Origin of the sequence: Sorangium sp. So ce1335, from assembly GCF_051521615.1 — a bacterium.
Taxonomy (GTDB): domain Bacteria; phylum Myxococcota_A; class Polyangia; order Polyangiales; family Polyangiaceae; genus Sorangium.
In genome coordinates this window covers 1186216-1209155 of sequence record NZ_CP150363.1, presented here as the reverse complement: position 1 = coordinate 1209155, position 22940 = coordinate 1186216, and the positions used below count along the sequence as shown (strand labels likewise).

The 22940-nt window shown below is 70.1% G+C and carries 16 protein-coding genes; 6 read left to right on the top strand and 10 right to left on the bottom strand.

What is annotated here, in order from left to right:
* Nucleotides 1-52 precede the first annotated feature (52 nt).
* The 5 genes from WMF24_RS04395 to WMF24_RS04375 form a co-directional block, all read right to left on the bottom strand.
* On the bottom strand, nucleotides 53-1759 hold the full coding sequence (locus WMF24_RS04395; protein WP_437735085.1) for a S53 family peptidase: 1707 nt from the start codon (nucleotides 1757-1759) through the stop codon (nucleotides 53-55).
* Between the two features lie 111 nt (nucleotides 1760-1870).
* A complete protein-coding gene (locus WMF24_RS04390) occupies nucleotides 1871-3313 on the bottom strand; it encodes a SagB family peptide dehydrogenase (protein WP_437735084.1) in 1443 nt (480 codons plus the stop codon).
* Nucleotides 3314-3327: 14 nt separating this feature from the next.
* The gene (locus WMF24_RS04385) at nucleotides 3328-5568 is read right to left on the bottom strand and encodes a TOMM precursor leader peptide-binding protein (protein ID WP_437735083.1); all 2241 of its coding nucleotides are present in this window, start codon (nucleotides 5566-5568) and stop codon (nucleotides 3328-3330) included.
* Nucleotides 5569-5598: 30 nt separating this feature from the next.
* Complete coding sequence (locus WMF24_RS04380) at nucleotides 5599-5883, bottom strand: hypothetical protein (protein ID WP_437735082.1); 285 nt, start codon at nucleotides 5881-5883, stop codon at nucleotides 5599-5601.
* A gap of 38 nt (nucleotides 5884-5921) precedes the next feature.
* The gene (locus WMF24_RS04375) at nucleotides 5922-9995 is read right to left on the bottom strand and encodes a TOMM system kinase/cyclase fusion protein (protein ID WP_437735081.1); all 4074 of its coding nucleotides are present in this window, start codon (nucleotides 9993-9995) and stop codon (nucleotides 5922-5924) included.
* A gap of 273 nt (nucleotides 9996-10268) precedes the next feature.
* On the opposite strand from WMF24_RS04375, the gene WMF24_RS04370 reads away from it, so the two are divergent.
* Nucleotides 10269-12125: a CotH kinase family protein gene (locus tag WMF24_RS04370; protein WP_437735080.1), complete on the top strand. Its 1857-nt coding sequence runs from the start codon at nucleotides 10269-10271 to the stop codon at nucleotides 12123-12125.
* A 9-nt stretch (nucleotides 12126-12134) separates the two neighbouring features.
* Here the strand turns inward: WMF24_RS04370 and WMF24_RS04365 are convergent, their stop codons facing one another.
* The 3 genes from WMF24_RS04365 to WMF24_RS04355 all read right to left on the bottom strand — a co-directional run bounded on the left by WMF24_RS04365 (nucleotide 12135) and on the right by WMF24_RS04355 (nucleotide 15514).
* Nucleotides 12135-13847, bottom strand: a complete 1713-nt coding sequence (locus WMF24_RS04365; RefSeq protein ID WP_437735079.1) for an ABC transporter substrate-binding protein — start codon at nucleotides 13845-13847, stop codon at nucleotides 12135-12137.
* Nucleotides 13848-14084: 237 nt separating this feature from the next.
* Nucleotides 14085-14516 carry a DoxX family protein gene (locus tag WMF24_RS04360; RefSeq protein WP_437738761.1) on the bottom strand — a complete coding sequence of 144 codons (432 nt, stop codon included), beginning with the start codon at nucleotides 14514-14516 and terminating at the stop codon, nucleotides 14085-14087.
* Nucleotides 14517-14611: 95 nt separating this feature from the next.
* The gene (locus WMF24_RS04355; protein WP_437735078.1) at nucleotides 14612-15514 is read right to left on the bottom strand and encodes a LysR family transcriptional regulator; all 903 of its coding nucleotides are present in this window, start codon (nucleotides 15512-15514) and stop codon (nucleotides 14612-14614) included.
* Nucleotides 15515-15754: 240 nt separating this feature from the next.
* Between WMF24_RS04355 and WMF24_RS04350 the strand changes: the two genes are divergently transcribed.
* The 5 genes from WMF24_RS04350 (at nucleotide 15755) to WMF24_RS04330 (ending at nucleotide 20772) form a co-directional block, all read left to right on the top strand.
* Complete coding sequence (locus WMF24_RS04350) at nucleotides 15755-16351, top strand: glutathione S-transferase family protein (protein ID WP_437735077.1); 597 nt, start codon at nucleotides 15755-15757, stop codon at nucleotides 16349-16351.
* A gap of 116 nt (nucleotides 16352-16467) precedes the next feature.
* The gene (locus WMF24_RS04345; protein ID WP_437735076.1) at nucleotides 16468-17388 is read left to right on the top strand and encodes a hypothetical protein; all 921 of its coding nucleotides are present in this window, start codon (nucleotides 16468-16470) and stop codon (nucleotides 17386-17388) included.
* Nucleotides 17389-17550: 162 nt separating this feature from the next.
* On the top strand, nucleotides 17551-18249 hold the full coding sequence (locus tag WMF24_RS04340) for an RNA polymerase sigma factor (RefSeq protein ID WP_437735075.1): 699 nt from the start codon (nucleotides 17551-17553) through the stop codon (nucleotides 18247-18249).
* A complete protein-coding gene (locus WMF24_RS04335; protein WP_437735074.1) occupies nucleotides 18246-19457 on the top strand; it encodes a FecR domain-containing protein in 1212 nt (403 codons plus the stop codon). Before WMF24_RS04340 ends, WMF24_RS04335 begins: the two co-directional genes overlap by 4 nt.
* A gap of 157 nt (nucleotides 19458-19614) precedes the next feature.
* Nucleotides 19615-20772 (top strand): hypothetical protein, encoded by a 1158-nt coding sequence (locus WMF24_RS04330; RefSeq protein WP_437735073.1) that lies wholly within the window; start codon nucleotides 19615-19617, stop codon nucleotides 20770-20772.
* Nucleotides 20773-20856: 84 nt separating this feature from the next.
* Here WMF24_RS04330 and WMF24_RS04325 read toward each other — a convergent pair whose 3' ends face one another.
* Complete coding sequence (locus WMF24_RS04325; protein ID WP_437735072.1) at nucleotides 20857-21738, bottom strand: transglutaminase-like domain-containing protein; 882 nt, start codon at nucleotides 21736-21738, stop codon at nucleotides 20857-20859.
* 199 nt (nucleotides 21739-21937) lie between these two features.
* Nucleotides 21938-22927 carry an SDR family NAD(P)-dependent oxidoreductase gene (locus tag WMF24_RS04320; protein ID WP_437735071.1) on the bottom strand — a complete coding sequence of 330 codons (990 nt, stop codon included), beginning with the start codon at nucleotides 22925-22927 and terminating at the stop codon, nucleotides 21938-21940.
* Between the last annotated feature and the right edge of the window lie 13 nt (nucleotides 22928-22940).

Here is a 22940-nt window from a genome sequence, read left to right as displayed (position 1 = left end):
GTCCTTGGTATCTTGGCGCGTCATCTCTCGGTCGATCAGCGTGACCGATGCCCTAGTGCTCGCCGGTGGGCCCGTAGATCTCCTTCATCGCGGCGAGCAGAGCAGCTCCGCGGGGCGAGCCGAGGCCGGTGCACGCATTCCATGGCCTACCTTCGGCAGCGGAGTACCCGCCGTTGTTGCCTTTGGTGATGGTACGGAAGACTTCCCGCTTGGATTCGAGCTGGAGCCGGTAGAGGTGACCGTTGACGAACCCGATCCGCTCTCGTTTGACACCCTGGCAGATCAGGGCCATTAGCGACGCAATGAAGGGGCAGGAGGCGCTGGTACCCCCGCCGTAGCGCCACCGGCCATGAATGAACACCTTGTACCCCACCAACAGATCCGCGTTCGCGGCCACGTCTGGGCAACCTCGTCCCCTGAACGATGTAAAGTCGCCAAATTCCAAATTTTGGCTAACGAACATCGTCTTCTCGGGCACTCCGGCTTGCGCCTGCCATGGAGGCATCTCGAAGACCACGCTCACCCCTCCAGTCGAGGAACCCAGGTTAGACAGCGTGGGGAGGCTCTCCAAGCCGAAGTACGCGAGCTCGCTCAATCGGTTCCAGACTACCTCATCCACCACCTCCCCACCGGCTATCCCGAGCGTCGTTCCCCCACAGCACAGTGCCCAAGGGCTCGATCCCGGAAAGTAGAGCAATGAAGGCGCAGAGAACATCATCTGTCCAACGGGGTAGAAGGATCCCGAGTCCCCCGAGGCGACACACACAGTGATTCCCAGAATCGCTGCGCTGGCCAGCACCTCGTCCACGGCGTTCATCTCGGGTTTGGTCCATATCGTGATCCCTTCGCTAGAGAGCAGCTCAGGAAAACCGGCGCTCAGGGAGAGGACCGCGGGCTTGTTAACTCGATCGAAGACGGACATACATAAGAGATCATAAACGGTGTAGCTCGTCATCCAGCCCGACGAATTCGCGTCAGAGAAGTACACGACGTGGCGAGCCGCCGGTGCGCACGAGGCGAGAATCTGCACATCCATCGTCACTTCGAAATTCAGCCACGCGTCGCCACCCGTAGCGGGCACGTTTGGACCCACCGTGACGATCTCCGGCATCGACATACCTTGGGCAGAGAAGAAGCGCTCCATGTCGTCCGTGGTGAACCCGCCCCCGAGCTCAAGGATTCCCACGGTCACTCCTTCCCCAGTCAGCTCCAGAGGAAACTGGTAATACTCAGCAAAGCGCCTCGGAAAGTAGCTATTCCACGGTCCATCCTGCGAGCCGGCGATGACTGGCAGTGCCGCCTTGACCGCGCCTAGCGGCGGTTGACTAAACGCACGGGTGAGGCCAGCTCTTCGCGCTGGCAGCGCGAGCCTCGCACCGCCTATCCCAAAGATGCAGATGATGATGCCGGCGACGTGCGCAGGAAGGGACATATCGTCATCGTACGCAACGAAGTACGAGCCCGGCCCCCGACATTCGAAGAATGCCGCGCCGAAGGCTTCAGCCATCTGGATGGCTGTCCCCTCGATGGTCATCGTACGGCGGACGGGGTTCGTGTCCTTGACGCTCATGCCAAAGAACCGAACAAAGTGCTCTACGGCATCGATATCTTCAGGAGTCGCCGAGTATGTCTCAACGAATCGCTCGTAGGTCCAGGGGTTGCGATCCTGAGCCACCTGCATCGCTGATTCCTGAAGAGAGGGTGCTTCCGAAGGAGTCCTCAGTACCAAGACGGCGCTCACCAGCCGATGAGCCTCCATCGGCCCGAGGAGCTCAAAGCTCGGCGGAGCGGGCCGTGCACTGCCGGCGATAGGCACACGCCTGGCCTCGGGCCCTCTGGTGATAGGGAGACGATCTGTCACAGGCTTCTCCTATTCTTCAGCAACACGGCTACCAAGAATCATCTCGCCCACGGTAGTCTCTGCATAGTAATCGGTGCCCGCCGCTCTGGCAAACAGATCCGAATCGCCGCTTCCTACAGCGCAGCACGACAATCCCATCGCCTCGGCCACCAGGTAGATGGTTTGATAGAGCACTCCCACGTCCTTGAGCACGACGCTATATGCGATGCCTTCGTAGCTCCAGGAGACTCGCTGGAAGCGGCTCGCTATACAGAGCAGGATCTGGGGGCGCGCTTGCGACAGGGTTGCACGCGCGGCGCCATCGAGCAGGGCTAGCACATCCGGCGTCAGGTCACGGAGACGGCAGAGGCCGTGCGCCTCCGGATCGTAATGATAGAGGCCGGCCGGGAGCCCGCGGCACTGCTGCACGGCAAGGTAAATGTCGAGCTCGTAACACGCCCCCCCGGACGGGTAAGGGCGGCTGGTGGTCTCGTATGGATGATCCCCGGCCCGGCGCGATCGCACCCGCGCCGCCCGGTACAGCAGCTCACCGAGCGCCTCGATAGAGATGGGCTCGCGCCCTTGAGCGCGCGCGCTTCGTCGTGCCTCCAGGACCGCGGTGAACGGCGGATCGGCGGCGAGCACTTCCCTGAGATCGGGGCGCTGGAGCGCGATCTGCGCGACCGCTCCGGCCGGCGGCGGACGCACAGCCGGGAGCGGTGGTAAGGAGTTGCGGAAGGGATATGTCTTGCCTCTGACCTCGGCATGGCGGCCTGCGCGGCTCCGGGCGTGGAACAGGAGGTCGTGAAATGACCACGGCGCGAGCTGGGGCGCCTGCTCCTCCTCCGTGCGGCCCTGCTCGTCGGCGGGCAGCGCGAGCCTGGCGCCGAGCAGGAGGCGGAGGAGGGCGCGGACCACCAAAACCGCCATGCCCGAGGCCAGCGCCAAGGCCAGCAGCGTCGAAGGCCTGCAGAGCGCGTGGCAGAACGCCGCAGCGCGCGGATCCTGGAGCTTGAGCAGGGCGTGGCTGCGCGGCGATTCTAGCAGCATCCTGTCCCCGGCCCGATGCAGGTAGGCGAAACGCGAGAGGACATAGGGGCAATCGCCCTGGATCTCGCTTCGAGCCGGCGCGAACCACGAAGAGATCGGGTGAAGCGCGGCAACGGGTGCAGCGCCGTCGCGCACCGCGAAGGCGAGCAGGTTCAGCCTCTCCAGCTGGCGGAGGAGAAACATGAGAATGGCCGTATCCATCGAGCCGCCCTCGGCGACCGCATCAACGATCTGCTGCTCGGTGCTCCCTTCTCCACACAATCGCCCGAGCGCCGCGACCACGATGGGGGGAGCGCCCGCAAGGAGGATCGGGGGCGCGGGCGGAATGAGGAGGAGCGGCCCGTCCTTGCCGTCCGGCTGCAACGACACGCCGTCACGGAAGCAAAGGAATACTGCCTCGCGGTCAGTGTCTGGGAAATGCATGCGCTTCCGTAGGCTCAGATGAACATCGGGAACGGGTTCAGGGCGGCCTCGGACAGCGGAGCCTCGCGTAAGCCCAGCGCGACGGGCACATCGTACAGGCGCCCCGCGCCGAAGCGCGCCCAGAAGTGGCGGAGCCCGGGGACGATCACCTTGACCACCGCGAGCCCTGTATCCGGGCGGGTCTGGTCGAGGACCAGCACGTCGAGATCCTTCCGTCGGAGCAGGTCGACGCACCGCTCGACATCATCACGCAGGTCGCCCAGCGCCTCGACCGAGAAATCGGCACGCCGCCGCGGCGCGGCGCCTGGGGCGGGCATCAGGTAAGGCTCGCGCGCGACGGTGGCGCCCTCCAGCCAGTCGACGAGGAGACTCCGCTCCGAGGAAACGCTCGCCTCCAGCGCGGCCGGAATGACCTGGTTGTGCTCGGTGATCGCTCGGAGCAGCGCGATATGAGGATCGAGATGGGCGCCAAAGCCAATGACGGGCGCCTCGCGCGGGCCCGCCAGACTTCTTGATACAGCCACGAATGTAGGGATGCCCAGATCGTTCGTAAGATCCAGCGCCCACAGCTCGCGCCCCAAGGAGCGCCAGTGCTCGACCGTCTCGGTGAGGTATGGATCCCCGAAGCTCGCGATATCCACTGCAGGCAGCCGGAGGCGATTGTACCACCACATCGCTACTGCGTCCCGCTCGAAGAGCTCGAGGAGGCCCTGGAGGATGGCCTCGGTCCGGCTGTTGCCCGCGGCGCACCCGTTGGAGTCCGCACGCGTGAAGACGGGCGCCTCACCGAAGGGGTAGCCATAGTAGCAATATGCGGTCGGCACATAGCGCCTCCGCCCGTGTGTCAATGACCATACGGGACTCCAATCGATCGTCGACGCAGGGTCAAAAGGGACCGGAACCCAGCAGAAGAACTCACCATGCCTGTTCCAGATCTCGCGCTCCGCGTACTGGCGATCGCTGTAGCCCATACAATCGTTGGGGTGGATGCCGTCGCCCCCTAGCTGGCACAGACTCGCTCTGACACGCGCCTCGTCGCCCTGGTAAGCTGCCGAGTAGCGCTCGATCGACTCGCAGAGCGCGCTTGCCTTTGCCTGGGCGTCCGAGCGCCCCTTGCCCCCTGAGTAGCTGCGCATGCTGAGCCGGAGCAGGGAGAGGCTCTGTATCAGGTGCACGAAATTGTGCTCCGTGATGTATGTATTGACGATGCGTGGGTCCGTACCCGCCGGCTCTATGCGGGTGAGGCGGCGAACGATGCCGGTCACTGGACTGACGTGGTGGGCGAGGCGCGCGAAGGTCTCCTCGGGGGTCGCCTGCCGATGCCCTCCGTCAGCGGTGAACATCCGGGGAGTTGGCTCGAGGACGACGGGCTCACGCTGACGGCGGGCGACGAGCCCGGGGTCACCGCAATCGGAACACTGCGGCCGCCGGCAGACTACGTGAGATCGGGTCTCGGCGGCAGCTGCATTGATGGTGACGATACGCCCCTCGAGGCTCGGCAGGCCTCCCTGCACGACCCAGCGTGCGATCGCGGTCGCGGCGAGGCCCGCGTGGACGCGCCGGGTCGAGGGGAGCGCGGCTGTCGCGGAGGCGTGCGCGGTGCGCTGCCCGGTGCGGATCTCGAGGTAACGCTCGACCAGGCAATGCCCCTCCAGGCGCTGGGCCATGCAGCGCCAGCAGGCAGTCTTCCCTGGAACAATCAGCGGCCCGACCAAGGCATCGACCCCGGTCGACCGCAGGAGCAGCCAGGGTCGCCCGTCGGCGAGTCGGGCCTTGTTCAGCGCCGCTAGCTTGGGGTGGAGGTAATCGTCTGTGGAGATGACGAGCAGATCGCCATCCGGCCCCGTGCCGAGCCCGGCCTCGTGCAGGGCCTCGAGGAGCGCCACGTCCTCGCCCTCGGTCAGTGAGCTGACGGTGATCCGAGCCCCCTGAAGGCGCTGTTCGGCTTGCGCAGCGTCTACGCCGAAGGCCTCCCAGAACGCCACCTGGTGGCGGGGCAGATCGGGCGCGCCGTCAGAGATGAGACCCTTCTCCTTCAGGACCGCGAGGGCGTAGGCCACCTCGGCAGGCGGAACGCGGCCTTCGAGCTGCCGGCAGAGTTCATCCTCCGTCAGGCGGCCATCGAGCAGCGGAGCGAGCGCCAGGTAAGCGCGCCCCCGCAACACGTAGGTGCTCCCCTCGTCGAGGAGAAAGACCCCCTCGTCGTCAACGATCTGAACGACAAAGCACCGCCTAAATGCAGGCCTTGAATACATGTCTACGCAACACTCGTCGCTTCGTGAACGTCACGAATGGGACGCACCGCAACCGCAGACGGTACATGCGTCACTCAACCGCAGGCGCGCAGCCTCCTCCAGATCCATCGATTTCATCACTTCGATGTTGAGGTTCTCGGGGATCGGCGGGACCTGAAATACCCGCTCAACGTTCACCTTGAATTGTTCCATCATGTACTGCTTGATTGTACGAACGGGATCCGTCTCGAGCTGGTCCTTGAATTCCGCCTCGGCCCACGCCTTTGCGATGATAAAGCCCCACTGCACGCTGTTCGGATATCGTTGATTCGTCATAATGTCCTCATGTTCCTTGCCAATATACCCGGTATCAGTTACCGATGCAGCATCGCGCGCCCGTCCAGCAGAGATCGCGCCGCAAGTACGTCCTCGCACCCGAGCCCTTCGGTGATGCGGTCCAGCACGGGCTCAAGCGTGGCGCGGGACTCCGCCCGGCGCCCTTGCTTGAGGAAGAGCTCGGCCAGCGCCCGGCTGGCTCTAAGCTCGAAGAGCAGAGCCCCTTGCGCCCCGGCGAGCTCCGCGGCTTGACGCAGACAGGACTCGGCGTGTGCGGGATCGCTCGATGCGAGGAGCTCGCCCTTCAAGCGGAGCAGATCGGCCGCGTACCACTGGGGGCGCAGCCGGTCCGCGGCAATGGCCTCGTCGAGGCGCCGCAGCGCCTCCTCGTGCCGGCCCCGCTCCACGAGGAGCTCCACGACGAACGAGGCCATCAGGGCGACGCCCGACATCCCGCGGGCTGCGACGAGGGTCGCAAGGATGGCCTCAGCCGCCTCCAGCTCCTTCTCGGCCCACGCGCGGAGCATCTCAGACGCCGGCACGAAGAACGCGAAGCCGTATGCCGCCGTGATCTGACGCATCTCGTCGCTCAAGGAGAGGATCGTGCCGCGCTCCCGGCGGAGCTGGTGAACCCAGCATCGGCCATAGAGATTGGAGGCGATAGCATGGCGATTGTTGAGCTCTCGACTCCACGCATCACCGTCCAGGCTCCGTGCCAAGGCCTGGTCCAGCAGCCCTTGCACGGCCAATACGGTGCCGAGGTACTGGAGGGCGACCACCCCGCAGTCCACGCCGTAAACCAGGATCTGGTCCCGGGGCGAATGCCGCTCATACAAGTCAACGGCGGCAGACAGCTCGGCGCGAGCCTCGTTGAGGCGCCCAAGCGAAAAATAGCAGATCCCGAGCAGACACCGCGCCGCCTGCTCCCGGCTGGTATCCCTCGTCGTCGTCGCGAGGTCCAGGAGTCGCATGCTGAGCGTGACGGCGTCGTCGATGTCATCGCGGCTGAAGCTCACGAGAGCCAGCGCCCAGAGGTTGGGAAAAGCGTGCTCGCTCTCGCCGAGGAGGTCGATCAGCTGCCGGGAGCGCTGAAGTACGCGCTCGAGCTCGCTAGACGCGAAGCCCTGGGAACCCATAAGCGCCGGAACGATGATGCCGTCCAGGGCGAGCTCGGCCTCGATGCGCGCGCGCTCGTCGAGGATGAACTCCAGCCACCCGCTCGCTTCACGCGCGTGCGCGAGGGCCTCGGCGTGCGCCGAGCGCTTCAGGGCCGCCATGGCGGCCTCCTGCGCGTATCTGACCGCCTCGCGCATCTGCTCCGCCGCCGCGTGATGACGCGCGAGCAACTCCGGCCGTTCAACCGCGGTCTCCCGAGTCTTCTCCTCCAGCGCCTTCGCGATCCGCGCGTGCACCTGCTGCCGCGACCGCTTGAGCATCGACTCGTACGCCGCGTCCCGCACCAGGGCGTGCTTGAACAGGTAGGCATCGCTCTTCAGCCGACGCCGCCGGTGCACCAGCTCCGCCGCGACGAGCCGGTCGAGATCCTCCCGCGCCTCGGCATCGCCGCGGGGGCTCGCCGCGGAGAGCAGGTCGAGCGTGAACTCCCGCCCAATTGCCGCCGCGACCTGGGCCGTCTCCTTGGCCCTGCCCATCCCATCGAGACGCGCCACGAGCAGGTCGCGCAGCGTGGAAGGGATCGCCACCTCCGCGAGCGGCTTCGCCAGCGCGTAGAGCTCGTCGTTCTTGATCAGCACGCCGGTCTCGATCATCGCGAGGACCAGCTCCTCCACGAAGAGCGGCACGCCGTCGGTGCGATCCGCGATCGTGTCGACCACTTCCGCCGGCAGCGCGCGGCCTTCGGTGACCTTCGTCGTCATCTGCTCGACCTCGGAGCGGTCGAGGCGCCCGAGCTGAATCTGCAGCACGGCCGCGGGCGACCACGACGGCGCGAAATCCGGCCGCGCTGTGAAGAGCGCCAGCACGCGCGACGAGCCCACCTCGCCGATCAGCTGGCCGAGGAGCTCGAGCGTGCTCGGGTCGGCCCAGTGCAGATCCTCGATCAACAGCGCGACCGGCTCCTTCTCGGCCATCTCGAAGAGCAGCAGGAGCACCGCGTTGCGCGTCAACTCGCGCTGCTTCTGGGGCGAGACGTCGAGCGGCGCCCACCTCTGCGGAAGCGTGAGCGACAGGAGCGGCGCGAAGAGCGGCATCGCCTCGGCGAGGTCGAAGCCATGGAGCGAGAGCAGCGCCTCGAGCTTCTCCGCCCGGTCGTCGGGCTTCGCCTCGCGGCGCGGGTCGACCATGCGCTCGAGCAGATCGACGATGGGATAGAACGCGCTGTTCGCGCTGTCCGGCGTGCAGCGGCTCGCCAGCCAGGTGTGCGGCTCCTCGTGGAGCTTCTCTTCGAGCTCGCGGGCGAGCCGCGATTTGCCGATGCCCGGCTCACCGGTGACGAGCACGGCCTGACCTGCGCCGTCGCGGACGCGGCCCCAGCGCTCGAGCAACGACTCCAGCTCCCGCGCGCGGCCGACGAGGGGCACGTCCCGAAGCCCCCCGGACACGTTCCCCTCTCGCAAACGGAAGATCTCGACCGGCGCGTCGAACCCGTCGAGCGGGCGGGTGCCGTCCTCCTCCAGAGCGAAGTGCTTGCGGAGCAGCCGCTGGGTCTCGCCGCTCACGAGGATCCTGCCAGGCTCCGCCGCCGCGCTGAGCTGGGTGGCGAGCTTCGGCGTCGTCCCCACGACATACCCCAGGCCCGCGATGGTCGGGTCGCGCAGCTCGCGCGCGATCACGAGCCCCGTGTGGATCCCGATGCGGAGATCGATGCGGACCTCACGCTCCGCCTCGAGCGCCTCCCTCCGCCGCAGCAGATCCCCCGCCATCTCGCGCGCCGCCTCGGCGGCGCGCCGCGCGGCGTCCTCGCGCGCCGTGGGGTAGCCGAAGTAGAACAGCACCTTGTCGCCCAGCACGCCGGCGACGTGGCCGTTGAAGCGCCGAGCGATCATCGTGCACGCCTCCTGCTGGAGGCCGAGGAGCTGATCGAGCTCCTCCGTGTCCACCGGTCCGTGCCCGGTGCTCGACGCCGTCAAGGTGCAGCACACGGCCGTGATCTGACGCCGCTCGCCCTCGACCAACCGCCTGGAGAGCCCTCCGCTGCTCCCCTGTCCGGCGAGCTCCACGGTCTGCGTCCGCACGTCCGACGCGGCCGGCTGAAGGCGCGCGGGCGCGCTCCTCGACCGCAGCCCGCTCACGTCGCACTCCTCGAGCTCGCGCAGGAGCCCCTCGGTCGTGACATTGCGCGCCGCCGCGTCCTTCGCCGTCGTTCGCCGGAGGATATCCCCGAGCGGGTGGTCGAGGATGGTCGAAGGAATGGCGACGGGCTCGGCGGAGAGCTGGTTGAAGATCACGTCAGCCGCCGTGTCGCCCGCGATCACGCGCTTGCCGGTCAGGCACTCGAGGAAGACCAGGCCCCACGCGTACAGATCGGACCGCGGCGTCGGAGGCTGGCCGCGGAGCTGCTCGGGCGCGGCGTACGCGGGCGTGCCCACAGACTCGTTGGTCAGCGTGATCCGCGCCTTCTCGTCGCGGCTCGCCTCCTCCGTGAGCGCCCCGATGCCAAAATCGAGCACGAGCACGTTGCGCCGGGCGCCGGTGGGGATGATCATGAGGTTCGCCGGCTTCAGGTCCCGGTGGATCACCCCTTGCGCGTGCGCGCAGCCGAGCGCGTCGAGGATCTGCAGCATGAAATGCCGCGCCTCGCGCGGATCCAGCGGGCCCTCCTCGGCGAGGATCTGCGCGAGATCCTTGCCGGGCACGAACTCGAAGACCGAATAGACGACGGCCTCGTCCGCCTGCCCTGAGTCGATGAGGCGGACGATGTTCGGGTGGTGGAGCTGCCCGCAGAGCTGCATCTCGCGCTGAAAGCGCGCGATGCGCTTCTCGCGCGCCTGCGCGGCGCCGCTCGACCCGAGCTGCAGCACCTTGATGGCCACGAACTGGCCGGTCGCGAGCTGCCGCGCCTTGTAGACGGTGCCGAAGCCGCCCTCGCCCAGCTCGGCGAGAATCTCGTATCGGTCCCCGAGCACCGCGCCGATCTTCTGTCGAGAGTCCAAGTCCGGCCCTGCCTCCGCGCGTGCGCGTCAAACAACACGCGTAACCACATCTTCTACCTGTAAGGAGTTTGACCTACAAGGGCTTTGGTCAGCAGCAAAATCATGCGTCCCCACTGGATTCGCGAGCTGCCCGATTCCTCCCTCGTCAGCCTCCCGTCTGCGGCGTGGCCGCTTCCACTGCCTCCTCGTGCAAGGAGCGAACGTTCAATGTAAAAAAGACGGAACGTGAGAAGATCCTCGCCACACCCCTGGACCTGGACCGGTCCCCTCGCCTTGTCCTTTGCACTGCTCGCCGCCTGCGGCGATTCCGCCGAGGATCCTCGCCCGAACGGCAGCAGCGTGGGCGGCTCCGGCGGCGCGTCCGGCACCGGCGGCGCCGGCGCCGGCGCCGGCGCCGCCTCCTCCGGCGGCCTCGGCGGCTCGGGCTCCGGAACCGGCTCCGGCGGCTCCGGCGGCTCCGGCGGCTCCGGCGGCTCCGGCGGCTCCGGCGGCGAGGAGCCGTCGCCCGCCGATCCCGCAGAGCCGCTCTTCGCCGGCACGAGCGTCCCGCGGTTCGACATTACCCTGTCGCGGGGGTCGATCGCTCGGCTCGACGCCACGCCCGACGAGTACGTCCCCGGGCAGCTCAAGGTGACGCTGGACGGCGAGCTGATCGAGCTCTCCGACGTCGGCGTGCGGCTCAAGGGCGTGCACGGCTCGTTCCGGACCCTGGACCAGAAGGCCGCCTTCCTGCTCAAATTCGACGAGTTCACCGACGACCAGACGCTGCTCGGGGTGGAGAAGCTCGCGCTCAACAACATGGTCCAGGACCGGAGCATGCTCCACGAGCGCCTGGCCTACACGCTGTTCCGCGCGATGGACGTGCCCGCGCCGCGCTCCGCGCACGCGACCGTCTGGGTGAACGGCTCCCTCTACGGCCTCTATGCCACCGTCGAGGCGGCCGATAACCCCCGCTTTCTGGATCGCTGGTTCGGCGACCACGAGGGCAACCTGTACGAGGGCGCGTACGGGAGCGATCTCGAGAGCTGGCTCATCGATACCTTCGATCAGGACAACGGCGATGATGTCGCGCTCACCGACCTGTTCGAGCTCGCGGAGGCGCTCGACGGCATGACGGACCCGGACACGTTCCTCGCCGAGGCCTCGCAGCTCATCGACATGGATCGCTACCTCGCGTTCGCGGCCACCGAGACGTTCATCGGCCACTGGGACGGGTATGTCTGGCTGCGCAACAACTACTTCATCGCGCGGCGCCCGGACGGCCGCTGGACGTTCCTGCCGTGGGGCCTCGACCAGACCTTCGAGGACGATCTCTACCCCTTCGGCGGCGTGGGACGGCTCGAGCAGATGTGCACCACCTCGCTGCCGTGCCGGCAGGCGCTGGCCGCGGCGTTCGAGCGCGTCCTCGAGCGCGCGTCGGAGCTCGATCTGGCGAGCGACGCCGAGGCGACGCGCGCCCTGATCTGGGCCGACGTGCTCGACGATCCGCGCCGGGAGGTGAGCCCCGATGCCGTCGGCGAAGAGATCGACGCGACGATCGCTTTCCTGAACGACCGCCCCGCCAGCGTGCGGAGGTCGCTCGCCTGCGTGGACCCGTCGGGGCTCGACGAGGACGGCGACCTCTCGTCCGGCTGCGGCGACGACTGCGACGACGGCGACGCCTCGGTGTACCCGGGCGCCCCCGAGCTGTGCGACCTCGTCGACAACGACTGCGACGGGCGCGTGGACGACGATCCCTCGTGCCCGCGCTGCGCCCCGCTGGCGCTGCCGGACGGCGGCTCCCTGGCGCTCTGCTTCGCGCCCGCGACGTGGGAGGACGCGGAGCTCGACTGCATCGCGCAGGGCGGGCACCTCGTGTCCATCCATGATGAGGAGGCGCAGGATCTCGTGTTCTCCAGCGCCGCCGCCGTCCAGCCGGGCAGCTGGTGGATCGGGCTCACCGACGCGGCGTCCGAGGGGGACTTCGCGTGGACCGACGGCACGCCGTACGACTACGAGCGATGGACCGGCGGCGAGCCGAACAACGCCGGCGACGGAGAGCACTGCGCGCAGCTGGCGGAGTGGGCCAACGGAGGCTGGAACGACATGCCCTGCGACGCCGAGCTGCCCTACGTTTGCAGGCTGCCCTGACGAGGAGGGTCACTTCGGCCTGAGCTCGGTCAGGACGAGCAGGTACTCCGGCGGGTTGTTCGGCGACAGCTTGGCGTACGGGTTCTCCTTGGTGGGGAACCCGGTGAAGCGCTTCGTGTTGTACTCGCCCCAGGACGGGTTCTTGAAGAGCGGTATCACCGGCGCGTTCTGCGCGTAGAGCACCTGCACCTCGTCGAGGATGCGCTTCTGCTCGGCGAACTCCGTCGCCGACTCGAACTGCTGGAGCAGCTTGTCGACCTCCTTGTCGCCGTAGCGGTGCCAGTTGCGCGCGCTCGCCTCGCCGACGGGCTTCACGAGCTCCGCGGACATGAGCTCGCGGTAGTAGTTGTAGGGCGTGGGCTCGACGACCGTCCACCCCATCGACAGGTCGAACGTGCCCTTCTGGAGCGCCTCGAAGAACGCGCTGAAGTCGTACGCCCTGATCGAGGCGTCGACGCCGATCTGCTTCAGGTTCTGCGCGATGATCTGCACCGCGCGGACCCAGTCGGACCAGCCGGTGACGACGTTGATCTCGAAGCGCATCGGCTTGCCGTCCTTCACGCGGACGCCGTCGGGGCCCACCTTGTAGCCGGCCTCGTCGAGGAGCTGCTTCGCCTTCTCGACGTCGAGCTTCACCCAGTCGCCCGCCGCCACCGCCTTCGGGTTGCGCCAGCGCTCGTAGGAGTCGTCGAGCCCGGTCGCGTCGGCCGGCTGGGTGTAGTTGTGGGACGCGATCTTGACGATGCGCTCCCGGTCGATGCCCATGCTGATCGCCTTGCGCACGCGCACGTCGTCGAACGGCTTCCTCGTGCTGTTCGGATAGAGCGTGGCCATGCCGCCGACGAGCGGGAACCAGTAATGGTGGTTCGCGGGATCCTTGGCGACGTAGGCCTTCTCGATCTCGGGGATGAACGCGCCCGCCCAGTCGACCTCGCCGTTGATGATCGCCAGGCCGACCTGGTCGTTGCCCGGGTACGCCGGGAAGCGGAGCCCGTCGACCGCCGGCTTCCCCTTCTGCCAGTAGTTCGGGTTCTTGCCGAGCTCGTACACCTGGTTCTGGAAGACCTTCACCTCGGTGAACGGCCCCGTCGCAACGGGGTTCTCGTTCGAGTACGTGACCGGATCGGGGACGTCCTTCCACCTGTGCTCCGGGACGATCGGCTGGTGGCCGATGTAGCTGAGCCCCGGGACGTAGGGCCGCCCCAGCGCGAACTCGACGGTCGAGTCGTCCGTCGCCTTCACGGACTCGATGAACTTCCACACCCCCGAGAGGTCGAGCGCGGGGTGCTTCTTCAGGAGCCCGAACGTGAACGCCACGTCCTTCGCCGAGAACGGCTGACCGTCCGACCACTTGACGCCGGAGCGGGTCGTGAAGGTGAGCTTGTTGTTCCCGTCGCTCCACGCGTATTTCGTGGCGAGCCACGGCGTGTACTCGCCCTTCATCGTGTTGAAGATGAGCATCGGCTCGTAGATGCCGGCGAGCGTGGGAAAGCGGACGTTCCCCTCGGCGAGGAGCGGGTTGAAGTTGCGCACCCAGGAGGCCTGCTGCTCCCTGGAGATGGTGACGAGCGCGGCGCCCTTCTCCGCGGTCGCCGCCGCGGCCGCCGAGGCGCTGGCGCCGGGCGCGGGCGGCGCCTCCTTCGAACAGCCCGCCGCGACGCCGGCCGAGAGGGCCAGCGCCGCCATCACGAACACGCGGCGCGTCATGGATCGACTCTTCATCAGCATGCTCCACGCGGGCGACTCGGCCCCGCGACAGTCCGGTTCAGCCACAGCACGCGGCGCCGCCGCCAGATACGGCAGAACTTTGCGACGTCGGGACCGCCCGGTCGCGTCGGACGCGACCCAACAGGGCGGACACTTTACCGGTTCACCTCGGAGCGTGTCAACCGACGGGGAGTCGGTGTGCCGGGGGCCGCCGGCGGGCGAGCGCAGGGCGGCCCCCCGGGCGACACGGGGCTATCCGCGCTGCCGCCGCCCGAGGGCGAACGCGCCGTCGCCGAGGAGGGCCTGCGCGCCGAGCGCGATCATCAGGAAGGCGACGTATTCCCAGCCGCCGCCCTGGCCGGAGAACATCCAGCCGTTGGGCAGGTGTACGAGCAGCGCGCCGGCCATCACGGGCAAGAGCGCCAGCGCGACGAGGCGCGTCCGGAAGCCGGCCAGCAGCGCGAGGCCGCCGAGCAGCTCGGCGAGGAACACCGGGTACGCCGTCCAGCCCGGGAATCCGCTCGCGGCGAAGAACGCGGCGGTGCCCGGCATCGTGAACACGAGCGGCTTGGCGAGCGCGTGCGCGAGGAACACGGCGCCAAGCCCGAGGCGCAATGTCAGCGCGGCCAGATCGGCCGAGCGGGGGACAGAGAGGACAGAGAGGGTGGTGTCGAGACGGGTCATGATCGTTTGCTCCATGGCCCGATGAATAAGCCGCAGCGCCGCGCCGCGGTAGAGCGCGCTCGGGAACGAATTGTTCTCGCAGAAGAACGATATCGCTACGCCCACGACCTCCCGCGGAAGGCGGCGGCCAGGAAGTCGATGAGCCGCCGCACCCGCGCGGGCGGGCGCCGGCCGGCCGCGTGCACCGCGTAGATGCCCATGGGCCGCGGCGCGAACGCCGCGAGCAGCGGGACGAGGCGCCCGGCCCGGAGATCCTCGTCGACCATGAAGCGCGGCAGCACCGCGAGGCCGATCCCGGCGACGGCCGCCTCGCGCAGCGCCGTCCCGTTGTTCGCCGTGAGCGGGCCCGACACCGGGACGGAGATGCGCCCCGCGGCGCCGTAGAAGCGCCACTCGTCCTCGACGCGCAGGTGGAGGTACCGGAGGCAGTCGTGGCGCAGCAGATCCCCCGGGTGCTCGGGCCGCCCCCGCCGTTCGAGGTAGGCCGGCGCGCCGACCACGTCGAGCGCCGTCGCGGCGATCTGGCGGGCGACGAGGCTCGAGTCCCTGAGCTTCGTGATCCGGATGGCCAGGTCGACGCGCTCCTCCACGAGATCGACGAGCCGGTCGTTCAGCGCGAGCTCGACGTGGGCGCCCGGGGTCGCCTCGAGGAACCGCGCGAGCGGCTGCGCCAGGTACATCTGCGCGAAGCTGACCGGCGCGTTGAGCCGGATGCGGCCCCGGTCGGCGTCGGACGCGCCCCGCACCGCCGCCGTGGCCTCCTCGAGCACGCGCGCGCAGCGGGCGTAGAGGTTCATGCCCGCGTCCGTGACGGTGAGCTTGCGCGTCGTGCGCACGAGCAGCCGCTCGCCGAGGCGCTCCTCCAGGCGCGCGACCCGGGTGCTCACCATCGATTTGGACACCCCGAGCTCGGCCGCGGCGGCGGTGAAGGAGCGGCGCTCCACCACGCGGGCGAAGCAGAGCATGCCGGGCAGATCGTCGAAGAGGGGGTCGATCACGCGGTCACTGTGCGCGCGGGCGCCGATTGTTCGCAAGCGAGAACAAGGTGCGCGGGCGGGAGGGCGCACGCCCCGGTGAGCCGGCAGCGCCCGGCGCCGGCGCGCCTGCGCCCGCGGGCAGGGCCGAGGCGGCGACGCCCGCTCCGCGCGTGCCAGGGCGCGTGTCCACGCGCGAGCAGCGTGAGCCCCTGTCGCTCGACGGCCTTCCCGCGCGCGCGCGTCCTGGGCTACAAGCCCGCCATGCTCACGCTCTTTCACGCTCCGCAGTCGCGCTCCTCGCGTATCGTGTGGCTCCTCGAGGAGCTCGGCGCGGACTACGAGATCGTCTATACGAACATCGCGCGAATGGACGGCTCGGGCGCCGCGGATCCCGCGAACCCGCACCCCGACAGGAAGGTCCCCGCGCTCGTGCACGACGGCGCGCTCGTCACCGAGTCGATCGCGATCATGCTGTACCTCACCGACCTCTACCCCGAGGCGGGCCTGGCGCCGCGGGCCGGCGACCCGCTGCGCGGCGCGTACCTGACCTGGCTCGCGTGGTACGCCGGCACCGTCGAGCCGGTCGTCACGTTCGAGTTCGCGAAGGTCGCCGACAACCCCGCGCTCATGTACACCTTCCGCGGGCTCGCCGGGGTCCACGCGCGCATCGCCGGCGCGCTGGAGAAGAGCGAGTACATCCTCGGAGACAGGTTCACCGCGGCCGATCTCCTCTTCGTGAGCCTGGGACAGTGGTACCGCCCCGGGCTGCCGTCGGGCCAGCGCGTCGACGACTACCTCGCCAGGTGCGCCGCGCGCCCCGCCGCCGCGCGCGCCATGGGCAAGGACAGGCCCGGCTGAGCGGGCGCCGCGCGCGGCTCCACGGCGCCGCGCGCGGCTCCACGGCGCCGCGCGCGTCAACTCGGCCTTGCGTTGGCCCCTCGCCGTCGGTAGCGTCGGCCCCGGGTAGAGTCTCCGTGGCGGCCCCGATCGTCGTCGAGCTCGCGTCGGGTCCCGCCGTGCATGGCGAGCTCGCGGCGCTCCTCGTGGAGGCGTGCTCTCGCGCCGCCGGCGGCGGCGGGTGCGCGCTCGGCGACCCGAAGCGCACCGGGACGGCGGTGAGGGCGCTCGCCGTCGTCTGGCTGGACGGGCCGGACCACCGCCGTCTGCGGGTCGACGTCGCCACGCTCGGCTCCCCCGAAGGCACGCTGGCGTCGCGCGAGATCGAGTTCCGCGACGAGGACCCCCTGCCCGACCGCTACCGGACCGCGGGGCTGCTCGTCGCCGCCCTGGCGACGGAGCGCGCCGGCGCCCCGGCGTCCCCCGCGCCGACAGGCGCCGAGGAGGCCACGGACGCCGAGCAGCACGCGGCGGGCCCGTTGCGCCCGCTTGGCTGGTTCATCGGCGCCGGCGGGCTCGCCGGCAGCGGGCTCGGAGACGGGCCCGCGCGGGCCGGCGGCTGGGTCATGGCCACGGCGCTCGACCGGCGCTCGGGGTTCTTCGGGACGCTGTCGGCGTCCTATGCCGCGGCCCTGCGCGACCCGGCCCCGGGGCTTTCGGTCCAGTGGCTCACGGTCGGCGGCGGAGGCGGGCTCGCCGCGCCGGTTCGGCCGCTCGACGCGCTCGTGCGGGCGAGGATCGAGGCCACCGTCGACTGGGTGATGGCCTCCGCGCAGGACCCGAAGAAGCCGCCGGAGGCGGGGCACGGGTGGGCCCTCGGGACGCGCACGGCCGTCGACCTCCAGTGGCCCGCCGACGCCGGCCTTTCCCTCCTCGGCAGCGCCGAGGCGTTCGTGCGCATCCACGGGACCGCCCTCGAGGTGCACCCGAAGCCGAAGACCACGCTGCCGATCGGCGGCTTCACGGGGATGCTGGGGCTCCAGCTCCGCCTGCAGTAGGACGGCGAGGCGCCGTCGCGCTGCGGCATGATGGCGAGGCGCCATCGCGCTGCGGCATGATGGCGAGGCGCCATCGCGCTGCGGCATGATGGCGAGGCGCCGTCGCGCGAGGAAAGATCCGCGGCTCAGCCTGGTTCCGGGCGGAGCGGCTACTGCACCAGCATGGGAACCGCCGAGCCACGACCAGCAAGCCGCCGGCTCAGGCTCGTCTCCAGCCCGGGCGCCGGGCCCCCCGCGCACGGCGCCGGGGCCCCCGTCCACGGCGCCGGCGACGAGGAGCTCCTGCTCGCCTTCCAGCGGGGCGAGCGAGGGATCGGCCTGCGCCTGTACGAGCGCCTGCTCCCCGTGGTCGATCGGACCCTGTACCGGATCCTGGGCTGCCGGGAGCAGGACCACGCCGATCTCGTGCAGGCCGCGTTCGAGCAGATCGTGAGCACGCTCTCGAAGCGGCGCTTCGCGGGCGAGTGCAGCCTGGCCGGCTGGGCGTCCGTCATCGCCTGCCATGTCGGGCTGAGCGCGCTGCGCGCCCGCCGGCGCGAGCGCAGGGTCATCGATCGCACGCCGGATCCCGACGCAGGGCCCGAGCCGCCCGCGCAAGGCGCCGACCCCGAGCGGGAGGTGAGCGTGCAGCGCGACCTCGAGGCCCTGCGCCGGCACCTCGCGGCCATGGACGGCGACCGCGCGACCGCGCTGCTGCTCCACGTCATGGGCTATTCCATCAACGAAATCGCAGACTTGACCGGCGTCTCCGCGGCCGCGGCCCAGTCCAGGCTCTCGCGGGGGCGGCGAGAGCTCCAGGCGCGCTGCGAATCCGGCGCGGCGACGCGACACGACCCCGCTCGATCCGAGGTGCCACGATGAAGCAGGACGACGTTGACGCCATCCCGGAAGAGCGCCCCGCGACGCCCAGCGCGGACAGCGTGGAGGCCTCGCTGCGGGCGCTCGTCGAGCAGCCGGTGCCGCCGCTGCCCTGGGCGCAGGCGCGGCAGCTCCAGCAGCGGATCGCCGGCCGCATCGACCGGCTCGCCGCCGAGGAGGCGGCGCGGCGCGCCCGCGCTGCCCGGCGGAGGCGCGCCGCCGTCGCGGCGGCGTCGCTCGCGGCCGCCCTGACGGCGGCGGCCGCCGGGATCGCTGTCGTGCTCCGGGCGCGCCCGCTCCCCGAGGCCGCGGCGCAGGTGACGGCGCTCCAGGGCGCCGTGGAGATCGCGGCCGGGGACGCGACGCGCGCGCCGCCGTCCCGCGCCTTCGTGCCGCTCGCGAGCGGCGAGGAGCTGCGGACGGGCGACGGCGCCATGGCGAAGGCGTCGCTCGCGACGGGCGCGACCGTCGAGGTCGGGCCCTCGACGCGCGTGCGGTTCACGCCGGCCGGGGCCGGGGGCGGCCGCATCGACGACATCGTCGCCCTCGATCAGGGCCGGATCTCGGTCGACGTGCCGCCGCTGCCGGCGGGCGTGACCTTGTCGGTGCGCACCGAGGACGCCGTCGTCACCGTGCACGGGACGCGCTTCTCGGTCGAGCGGCGGCCCGGCGCGGCGGGGGAGCCGGCCGAGACGCGCGTGTCGGTCGAGGAAGGGCGCGTGACCGTGCGCCGCGGCGAGGTCGAGCGCCTCCTTGGTCCGGGCGAGGCGTGGGCGTCGCGCGGCGAGGAGCCGGTCCGCCGGCTCGACCCGCCCGCCGAGGAGCGGCGCGGCGACGCGCCGGCGCCGCCGCGGGAGGCCGAGCAGGACAGCGCCGCGCGAGAGGGCGGCGAGGGCGACCGGCGCGCCCCGCGCGGAGCGCCGGCGCGCGCGTCGCTGGCGGCCGAGAACGAGCTGCTCCAGGGCGCGATGGAGGCCCGGAGGCAGGGGCAGCCCGCGCGGGCGATCGAGCGGCTCGACCGGCTCCTCGGCCGCTACCCGGACTCGCCGCTCGCCGAGATCGCCCGCGTGGAGCGGCTGCGGGCGGTCGAGATGCTCGGCGACAAGGACCGGACCGCGGCGGAGGCGCGCCGGTACCTCAAGGATTACCCGCAGGGCTTCGGGCGCGAGGAGGCGACGTCCGCGTCCCGCGCCGGCGGCGCGCGCCCCTGAGCGCCCGCGGAAGAAGGCCCTCTCCACATTTTGACGATCGGCTGCCTGCTCCCGGCGCCTCCGGCTACTTCCACTTCATCGAGGAGATCATCGCGCCCGCGATCGGCATCGCCGGGCGCGCTCCAGACCGTGCTCGCCTTCGAGCAGGGAGGATCCAATGCGTTCGTTCGCGTTCACAGGATACGTGGGTGGTGGGCTGTTGTTCCTCGCGGTCGTCGGCTCGGCCTGCACCAAGCCGGGCACGGGAGACGCCAGCGGCGGTATCGTCGCCGGGGAGGTCTGCGGCCCCGAGGACGAGGGCGGGAGCGCGGCCGCCCCGACCTTCCCGGGATCGGGCCTGTCGGGCGCCGGCGACCCGATCACCGCGGCCCTCGATCCGCTGTCGTGCGGCGGCGCGAGCGGCCGGTTCATGCCGGTCGAGGAGACCGCCGAGATCGAGTGCTATTACACGGAGAGCGATCAGACCAACCCGATGGCGTTCGTCGAGCGCGTCGTCGAGATCGCCGAGGGCGAGGAGCTCGTGCACGTGCGGCTGACGCTGAACCCAGCGTTCGTCGACAACACGTACGGCGAGACCGCCGTCGGCTGGGGCGGCGGCGAGCAGCCCGTCGACGCGCCGAAGCCCGGCGACGGGCCGAAGCCCGGCGACGGGCCGAAGCCGAAGGGGCACAAGGGGCACACGTTCAAGGATCTCGTGGGCAGCGACAAGGCCCAGTTCCAGATGACGGACGGGACAGGGGAGCTCGTCCTCGACTTCTTCGTCGACTACCTCTCGACCGATGAGACGAAGCCCTCCGGCTACGGGTCGCTCGGCGTGGTCGGCGGAGAGGGCAAGATGCTCCTCGGCGACGCGAGCGCCATCATCGCGGCGACCACGTCGCTCGACCGCGATCTGAACGCGTGTGGCTACGGCGCGTACACGGTCGACTCTCCGGCCACGGACGAAAATTACACGCCCAATACCGAGACGCCGGACTGGGATTATCGCGTCGTGTACGACGTGTGGGTGAGCGCCTCGGCGTTCGGCGCGGCGGGCTTCGGCGACGCGACCATCAGCTACGTGCACGCGTCGCCGAGCAAGTACCCGTCGGACACGCTCACCGTGACGCCGGGGCCCTGTCCCCCGCCGCCGTGCGAGGACGACGACCCGCCCGCGGGCGACGGGGGCGGCGATCCGGGCGAGGACCCGGGCGAGGAGCCGGGCGGCGGGACCTGCCAGCCCTCCGGTGGGGAGTGCGCGGCAGACTCGGACTGCTGCTGGGCCAGCGACGTGTGCTTGAACGGCGCGTGCCAGCCGTTCGATATCCCGCAGTGAGCCTGGCTTCCCGGGGCGGGGCGACAGCGCCTCGGGGCAGAGCGACCGCGCTCCGGGGCCGAGCGCGGAGCGGGCGGCGGCCGTTCAGATCGTGTCTTCACGGTTCAGCACGGCGTTGAGGACGGTCGCCGGCACCCGCAGGCGCTCGTCGCCGTCGTACGTCGCGCGAAGGTCGGCGAAGCAAGCGTCGGGCGAGCGCGTGATCGCGGCGAGCCCGTCGAACAGCGCGAGCCGGTCGTCCCCGTGCGCCTCCTCGGGGCGGCTCATCGCGCCCCAGCAATCCCAGGGCAGCATCTCCATGTTGTTGAGCGCGGCGAGGTCGCGCACGAGGTTCCCGTCGATGAACCAGAGGCCGCCCTCGTCGAGGAAGCCGAACTTCATCGGATCGACCTCGCCGGCGCGGCCCTTCGCCCACGCGTCGCCCGCGACGACGAAGCGGTCGCGCGGAACGTCGAGCGCGTCGAAGTCGGGCTTCAGCGCCGCGCGCTGGACGTCGTCGATCTGCGCGTCGACGAGGACCCAGCGCGCCTCGGCGGCACTCCAGTGCTCGCAGACCCAGTGATCCACGAAGGTGCCGGTGTTGAAATACCCGGCGAAGCCGCAGCGCGCCCGCGCAGGGATCCCCCTGGCGCGCAGCAGGGCGGTGAGGAGCACCGTGAAATGACGGCAATTGCCGACGAGGCGCGCGTCGGGCGGCCGGGCGACCGAGAAGGGCCGGGCGTCGAGGGCGAGGACGCGATCCAGCATCCGGTCCACAGGTCGGAGGTGGGACTCGCCGCGGCGCTCGTCCGAGAGCTCCACGCCGTAGGCCTGCGCCCAGTGCTGGTGGAGCAGCAAGCCCTGCACGACACGGACGAGCGAGGGGACGTCGCTGGGCAGCTCGGCGAACCTGGCCGCGTGCGCGCCGCCGGACGTCATCGCCGCGGGGCGTGTGTAGAATTCAAGGGTATCCTGGGATGCCTTCATGGTCCGTCCTCCACGAACTGTGTTGTTATGGAGCGTGCTGCCGTGTGCGCGGAGGAGCCTGGCATGAAGGTCGGAAATTGAGAAGGAGGGCTCGTTCTCATGCGCTGAAGGCATGTCGCGGGGCCCACAAGGTCGCCAGGCGGACATCGGCGTTGGCGCGCCGATCGGCGTCGGCGCGCCGGCCGGAAGGGAGGGCCGCTCAGGCGCCGCGCGCGCCTGCGGCGGTGAACGCGTCGACGCCGGTCAGCTCGGCCGACAGCGCCCACAGGCGGGCCGCTTCGTCGGGGTCGATCGCGTGCCGGGCGACGCCGGGCCTCCCGTCTGCGGCCAGGTCCGCGACGTCGCAGTCCTGGCAGTAGACCCCGCCCAGACCGGCGAGCCGCGGCGACGTCGCCGCCCAGACCTGCGTCGCGGCGCCCTGCTCCGGCGTCTTGAGGGCCGGCTCGACCGCGTTGCCGTGCTCGTCGATCCAGCCGATCGCGACGAGCTCCTCCCGGGTGAGGTGGCGCTGGAGCGGGGTCATGATCATGCCGGGGTGGACCGCGAACGCCCGTACGCCGGCATCCCGGCCGAGCCGGTCGAGGTGCACGGCGAACAGCACGTTCGCCGTCTTCGCCTGCCCGTAGGCCTGCCACTTGTCGTAGCCGCGGGTGAAGTGCACGTCGTCCCACCGGATCCCGGTGATGCCGTGGGCGCCCGACGAGACGGACACGACGCGCGCGGCGCCGTCCCGCGCCACGGCGGGCCACAGCCGGTTGACGAGCGCGAAGTGGCCGAGGTGGTTCGTGGCGAACTGCGCCTCCCAGCCGGGGCCGATCCGCGTTTCCGGACAGAGCGCGATACCGGCATTGGCGATGAGGAGGTCGACGCGCCGGCCCGACGCAAGGAAGCGCTCGGCGAAGCCGCGCACGCTGTCGAGATCGCCCAGGTCGAGCTGGTCCACCTCGACCCGATCCGCCAGCGGATCCCCGGAGACGGCGACCGCTTCCCGAGCTGTGGACGGCCGCCGCGCCGGCACGATGACGCGGGCGCCGGCACGGGCGAGCGCGCGCGTCGTCTGAAGGCCGATGCCCGAATAGCCGCCGGTGACGATGGCGAGCTTTCCGGTGAGATCGATGCCTCTCAGCACCTCCTCGGCGGTGCTGCGTTCCCCGTACCCCGAACCGATCTTGCGTTGCGATGTGGTCATGCGCCGGAACGTA